We start from the raw sequence: 5,940 nt of genomic DNA on the forward strand, positions 1-5,940 counted from the left end.
GCGCTGCGCCGGGCGGGCCTTGCCACGGCGCGGGCCTGTTCGCTGGAGCGCCAGCGTGAGGCGGTGCTTGCGCTGTGGACGCGGGTGGCCAAGGGCGCGTTGTTTCCCCCCGCGCGCGGCTAGACGCGTCTTTGCTCAGCCCCGCCGCGAACGTCTGCATACTGGACAGGCGTTCCGCGAAGACGCATGTTCCCCGTGCTTCCGATGAACATTTCATGACGCCTCGCGTTGTCTGCCTGTGCCGTGGCCACCGCCCGCCTGCCCTCCATCCGGAGACGCAGAGGGGCCGGTCCCGTGTCTTTCGCACCCGCGCGCGTCATCACGATAAGGAATCCGCATCATGTCCAAGAAGAAACCGGAACGCCCCGCGCCGGAAAGCCTGGGGCTGCCCAGCACCGGCGTGGAATCGCACGCCCATCTCGACGGCAGCGAGTTCGACGCCGACCGAGAGGCCGTGCTGGACCGCGCCCGCGCCGCCGGGGTGGCGCAGTTCGGCAACGTGTTCCTTGGCCCGGAAAAATGGAGGGCCAACCGCCACCTGTTCGCGCAGCGGCCCGAGGTGTTCTTTCTGCTCGGCATCCACCCGTGCGAGGCGCAGGCCTGTGACGACGCGGCCCTTGCAGCCATGCGCGGCGCATTCGCACAGGATGACCGCCTGCGCGCCGTGGGCGAGATTGGCCTGGATTTCTACTGGGACGAATGCCCGCCCGACATCCAGCGCGCGGCCTTTCGCGCCCAGCTGGCCATGGCGCGCGAGGTGGGCCGCCCGGTGGTGATCCACTCGCGCGACGCCTTCGACGACACCATGCAGGTGCTGGAAGAGGAAGGCTTTTCCGACTACCCGCTGCTGTGGCACTGCTTTGGCGGCGACGCGGCGCAGGCCGCACGCATCGTGGCGCACGGCTGGCATGTGTCGTTGCCCGGCCCGGTCAGCTACCCGGCCAACGAACCCCTGCGCGAGGCCGCGCGCACGCTGCCGCTGGACCGGCTGCTGCTGGAAACCGACTGCCCGTATCTGTCGCCGGTGCCCTATCGCGGCAAGCGCAACGAACCCGCCTACATGGTGTTCACCGCGCAGGCCGTGGCCCAGGCGCGGGGCATGGACGTGGCCGAACTGTGGACGGCGGCCGGGGGCAACGCCCGGCGGTTCTTCGGGCTGTAGCGCTGCTGGCGTCGGCATGTCGGAAGGGAAAATGTCCGGAACGTCGTGACGGCGCGCCACCGCCGGGGAGGCTGCATGCCTGAGGAAAAGACGCGAAACGATCAGGCTGCCGTGCCGCCACAAGGTGGTGGGGCTGGGCGGACCCCAGACGGTGAAATGCTGGCCAGTCGTACCCCCGACAGCCGTGCCCCAGACGACCGTCTCCCTGACGAAATCCGCCGCTTCGACCGGGCGCTGGCCCTGTTCGAGGCCGGGGCGTGGTTCACCTGCCACGAGGTGCTGGAACACCTGTGGCTGGACGAAACCCGACCCCAACGCGACGTGTACAAGGGCATCCTGCAAATCGCCGTGGGGCTGCTGCACGAGGATAACGGCAACCGCGTCGGGGCGTTGCGCCTGCTGGAACGCGGCGCCGGGCATCTTGCCCCGTTCCTGCCCGCATGGTTCGGGGTGGATCTGGCGACCCTGCGGGGCGAGGCGTTGCGCATGCGCGCGGTGCTGGCCGATTTGCCACCCGGCCAACGGCTGGACGCGGCGCGATGGAAGGAATTGCTGCCGCGCGTGCGGCGTGCGTATGCCTCCGGCGGGCAGGGGGGCCTTTAGCGAGGCCCCCCTGCACCCCCGCGCTCCAGGGGGGCGACGCCTCCCCTGCACCCCCGGCTTATCCTCCACCGCATTCCATGCCGGTCAGCTTCCCTCGGCCAAAGCGCCTTCGGGCGATCTGCCCGGCGGAATGCGTATGTGCGCCAATCTCCCGGTGGCTTGTTGAAGGTCCGGGTCGTGCGGGTACCGTTTGTCAGTTTGCGGTGCGCCCGTGACGCCGGAGCTTCCGCCGTCGCAAGGCCTCCGGCGGTGATCTCCGGCTGCGGACGCAATCCGCGCAGAAGTTGGCGCATGCGCTCTGGTGGCTAGGCCGTGCAGCACCGGAATCGCTTCCGCGAAGGCAGGTCCGCTCAGGCCGTGGCCCCCGCAGGATGCCCGAACCCTTCCAGCAGCCGCGCGATGAACCGGTCCACCAGCGCGTGTTCCGGCAGGCCGGTGACGCAGGCGTTGTCCAGCATGCGCGCCGCAAGGCCGGGCAAGGCGGGCACGCCCACCCGCGTTTCGGGCAGCCCGACCAGTTCGGGGCTGTCAGGCAGCAGGGGTAACTGGGGCAGGTATTCGTCTTCGGCGCAGGCAACGCACGGTCCGGCAAGCCGGTTCAGGGCCAGCACCTGTCGGTGCAGGCCAAGGCCGTGCGCCAGACGGGCGATGTCCGCCGCCGTTTCCAGGCTGCGCAGCCCCGGCTCGCTGACCACCGCCAGACCATCCACCGCCGCCACGGTGCCCCGGCCAAGGTGCTCCACCCCGGCTTCCAGATCCACCAGCACCCATTCGCGCCGGTCGTGTATCAGGTGGGACAGCAGGGCCTTCAGCAGGGAATTGGCCTCGCAGGCGCAGCCGCCCCCGGCCCCGGCCACCGACCCCATGACCAGCAGCCGCTTGCGCCCCGGCGCAATGCCGGAGGCCGCAGCCCCCCCAAGGGGAACCTCCACCGCCAGTGCCTCGGGCAGGTCGCCCACCTCCGGCGTCAGGCTGATCATGCCCGTGCCGATGCGCTGCATGATCAGGTCGTGCCGTTCCACCAGCGGCACCGGCAGGCCGTCGCGCGACAGTCCCGACGCGCGTCCCAGTGACAGGGCCGTGTCCGCGTCGATCATCCACACGTCGTGCCCGTGCCGGGCCAGATAGTCCGCCGTCCAGGCCGCCAGCGTGGTCTTGCCCGCACCGCCCTTGCCCGCAAATGCCAGTTTCATGCGTGCCTCCTGTGTGGCGTCCGTTTCGGAAGAGAGAGAACCGGGGGCGGGGAAGGGACCCTTTCGGGAAAGGGTCCCTTCCCCGCCCCCGGACCCCCACCCCATCCCCCCAAAGCTTTCGAAGGGGGGATGGCACGGAGATGTCCCGACAGCGTGCGCCGCTGTAGCCCCGTGTGTCCCGGCCAGAGCCGAAGTGCCGAAGCTGGGCCAGGGCGGGAGCGCCGGAGCTGGGCCGGAGCAGGAAGTGCCTGCCCCGGCCCGTCCCGGTGCGGGAAGGCGCGGCCACGGGCCGGTGACCGCGCCGCCGGGTGATGCGCAAGGTGTGCGTCTACGATGCCCGATGGTCCGGACGCGCACCTGCATGTTTGTATGCGTGCTACGCGGAAAGGCCCAGCTTCCTGCGGCGATCAACGATATGCGCTTCCAGCAGGTCCGCCGCCTTCACCGGGTCGGCCTCCACCATGAACGCCGCGCCCACCAGCCCGTTCAGGCCGTCCACGGCCAAGCCGGTCACCACGTCGCTGCCCAGGATGTTGGGCGGCAGGCCGAGGTGGGTGGGAATGCCGCTGGCCACGGCGTACAGGCCGATGGCCGCCGCCTTTTCCGAATACCATTCCGGCGACGACGCCCCCACGGGCAGGTCGCTGATGTCCACGCCCAACTCGTCGGCCAGCAGGCCGCACAGTTGCAGGATGCGAGAATTGTCCACGCAGCTGCCCATGTGCAGCACCGGCGGCACGCCCAGCGCCTTGCACACGGCGGAAAGCCCCGGCCCGGCCATGTCGGCGGCCTCTGGCATGAGCAGCCCTGCCTTGCCCGCCGCCGTGGTCACGCAGCCGGTGGCAAGCACCATGATGTCACGGCGGATGAGTTCCTTGGCCAGACCCACGTTGCCGGAATCCTGCATGATCTTGGGGTTGTTGCAGCCCACGATGCCCACGAACCCGCGAATCTGCCCGGCCTTCACGGCGTCCAGCAGCGGGGCCGGGGTGCCGCCCAGCGCGGCCAGAATGGCCTCGTTGGAAAAGCCGGTGGTGATGGGCACCGGCTGTACGGGAATGCTCACCCGCGCGCGGTCGCGTTTCGTGAAGGCCTCGATGGCCAGTTGCACGATCTCGCGGCATTTTTCCTGTGCGTTGTGGGGGTGCACCTCGATGTGCGTGGCCCCGGTGAACCGCCCCTTGGGCGAGGTGGTCACGAAGCGGGTGTGGTAGCACGCGGCAATGCGCACAAGGCTGGGCATGATGCACTGGTAGTCGGCCACGATGGCGTCCGCCGCGCCGGTGACGATGGCCAGTTCCGTCATCAGGTGGTTGCCCGCCATGGGAATGCCCTGGCGCATCAGCAGTTCGTTGCCGGTGCAGCACAGCCCGGCCACGTTCAGGGCGGCGGCCCCGGCATCGCGGGCGGCCTGCTGCATGGCGGGTTCGCGCGCGGCGGCCAGAATCATTTCCGACACCACGGGGTTGTGCCCGTGCACCAGGATGTTCACCGCGTCTTCGCGCAGCACGCCCAGGTTCACGGTGGACTGGCGGGGCATGGGCGTGCCGAACAGGATGTCCGAAAGTTCGGTGCCGATCATGGACCCGCCCCAGCCGTCGGCCAGCGCGGTGCGCGCGGCGTGGGTCAGCAGGCTGGCGGGGTCGTTGTCGCAGCCCATGTGGGTGCGGTGCATCATCTCGGCGATTTCGCGGTCGATGCCGCGCGGGGTCATGCCCAGGCGCTCCCACAGCTCGCGGCGGACCTTGGGGGCGCGCTTCAGAAAGGCCAGTTCGGTGCGGCGGCTGCCGAAGTCGGCGTAGCAGACGTCCACAAGGTCGCGGGCCACGTCCAGGGTGGGGCGGGTGTCCGCGTCGGCCACGCCCAGTTCGGCGGCGATGCGGCGCAGCTTGGCCTCGTCGCGGATGGTGTAGCCGGGGGCATGGCCTTCCACCACGGCCTCCAGCGTTTCGATCAGGTCGCGGCCATGGTCGGAGTGCCCTGCTGCCCCGCCCGCGATGAATCGGCCGAAGTTGCGGGCCACGATGACGTCGGCGTCCGCGCCGCACACGCCGTAGCGCATCTTGCCGTCCTTGCGGTTGGCGATGCGGCAGGGGCCCATGACGCAGTTGCGGCAGGTGGTGCCCAGTTCGCAGAATTTACAGTGGGGCGTCTGCTCGCGCATGCGGTCCCACGCGGTGGGAATGTTTTCGGCTTCGGCCTTGCGCAGCATCTGCCGCGCGTCTTCCCACAGGGTGCGCTCGTTGTCGGGGGTTCCGGAATTCATGTTGCCCTCCCTGGGCGGTGGCCCCGCACGGGGCCGCTGCGGTTGCACCACGTCCGCTGCCGTTTCCCGCGACGCGTGCGGACGCATCCGCCGCCCCCGCGCGTCCTCTCCTGCGCGCGGGCGGCACTGTATGGTGCGAATGTAGCGCGGCAGGCCGGTGGGGTATGTCGGCTAGCCGACAAAAGGCGCGAAGGTACACAAAAAATGGGAGGGAGAAATCGCGGCAAGGCGGCGAGGGGTCGGAAAGGCGGCCAGGGCGGGGCGATGGCGAGGTAGAGACGGCGGGGGAAACGGCGGCAGGGTGCATACCCCGCCGAGGAAAGGAAAGGGGCAGAGCCGTGGCCGCTGGCGGGCAGGGGAAAAGGGGCCGGGCTGGACCGGACAGAAACGGCTGACGCCGGTCTACGCGCTGGCCAGTTCGCGCAGGCGGTCCATGTCGCGCACGCGGTAGGCCCCGCGTCCCACCCGTTCAAGGATGCCGGAGCGGATCATGTCGTTGAGCAGGGTGGATACGGTCTGGCGGGTGGCCCCCACCATGCCGGCCAGCTGTTCCGTGGTCAGGTCCATGCGGATGATCTGGCCGCTGCCGGGCTGCACCGATGGGACGGGCATGGCGTGGCGACGGGCGGGGGCATGGGCGGGGCGCATTGCGGCAGGGACGTTGGCCGAGGGGGGGGCCGGGGTGTGGGCCGAGGGGGCGGCAAGGACGTGCGGGG

5 protein-coding genes are annotated in these 5,940 nt (G+C 70.1%); 2 read left to right on the top strand and 3 right to left on the bottom strand.

Annotated elements, in window-relative coordinates; all coding sequences use genetic code 11:
* Positions 1 to 340 precede the first annotated feature (340 nt).
* Positions 341 to 1,162: a TatD family hydrolase gene (locus tag FVW27_RS06185; RefSeq protein WP_167123640.1), complete on the top strand. Its 822-nt coding sequence runs from the start codon at positions 341 to 343 to the stop codon at positions 1,160 to 1,162.
* Between the two features lie 75 nt (positions 1,163 to 1,237).
* A complete protein-coding gene (locus FVW27_RS06190; RefSeq protein ID WP_243838244.1) occupies positions 1,238 to 1,765 on the top strand; it encodes a DUF309 domain-containing protein in 528 nt (175 codons plus the stop codon).
* A 350-nt stretch (positions 1,766 to 2,115) separates the two neighbouring features.
* On the opposite strand, the gene FVW27_RS06195 is transcribed toward FVW27_RS06190, so the two are convergent.
* The 3 genes from FVW27_RS06195 to FVW27_RS20865 form a co-directional block, all read right to left on the bottom strand.
* On the bottom strand, positions 2,116 to 2,958 hold the full coding sequence (locus FVW27_RS06195) for an ATP-binding protein (RefSeq protein ID WP_167123642.1): 843 nt from the start codon (positions 2,956 to 2,958) through the stop codon (positions 2,116 to 2,118).
* Positions 2,959 to 3,334: 376 nt separating this feature from the next.
* Complete coding sequence (cooS, locus tag FVW27_RS06200) at positions 3,335 to 5,224, bottom strand: anaerobic carbon-monoxide dehydrogenase catalytic subunit (RefSeq protein ID WP_167123644.1); 1,890 nt, start codon at positions 5,222 to 5,224, stop codon at positions 3,335 to 3,337.
* 402 nt (positions 5,225 to 5,626) lie between these two features.
* Positions 5,627 to 5,940: helix-turn-helix domain-containing protein (locus tag FVW27_RS20865; RefSeq protein ID WP_243838245.1), on the bottom strand; the 314-nt coding region annotated here is incomplete at its 5' end.

Source organism: Nitratidesulfovibrio liaohensis, from assembly GCF_011682075.1.
Classification (GTDB): Bacteria; Desulfobacterota; Desulfovibrionia; order Desulfovibrionales; family Desulfovibrionaceae; genus Cupidesulfovibrio; species Cupidesulfovibrio liaohensis.

What these genes read in the sequence shown, in the direction of transcription:
- FVW27_RS06185 (WP_167123640.1), top strand. Translation starts at nt 341, where the DNA reads ATGTCCAAGAAGAAACCGGAACGCCCCGCGCCGGAAAGCCTGGGGCTG.
- FVW27_RS06190 (WP_243838244.1), top strand. Translation starts at nt 1,238, where the DNA reads ATGCCTGAGGAAAAGACGCGAAACGATCAGGCTGCCGTGCCGCCACAA.
- FVW27_RS06195 (WP_167123642.1), bottom strand. Translation starts at nt 2,958, where the DNA reads ATGAAACTGGCATTTGCGGGCAAGGGCGGTGCGGGCAAGACCACGCTG.
- cooS (WP_167123644.1), bottom strand. Translation starts at nt 5,224, where the DNA reads ATGAATTCCGGAACCCCCGACAACGAGCGCACCCTGTGGGAAGACGCG.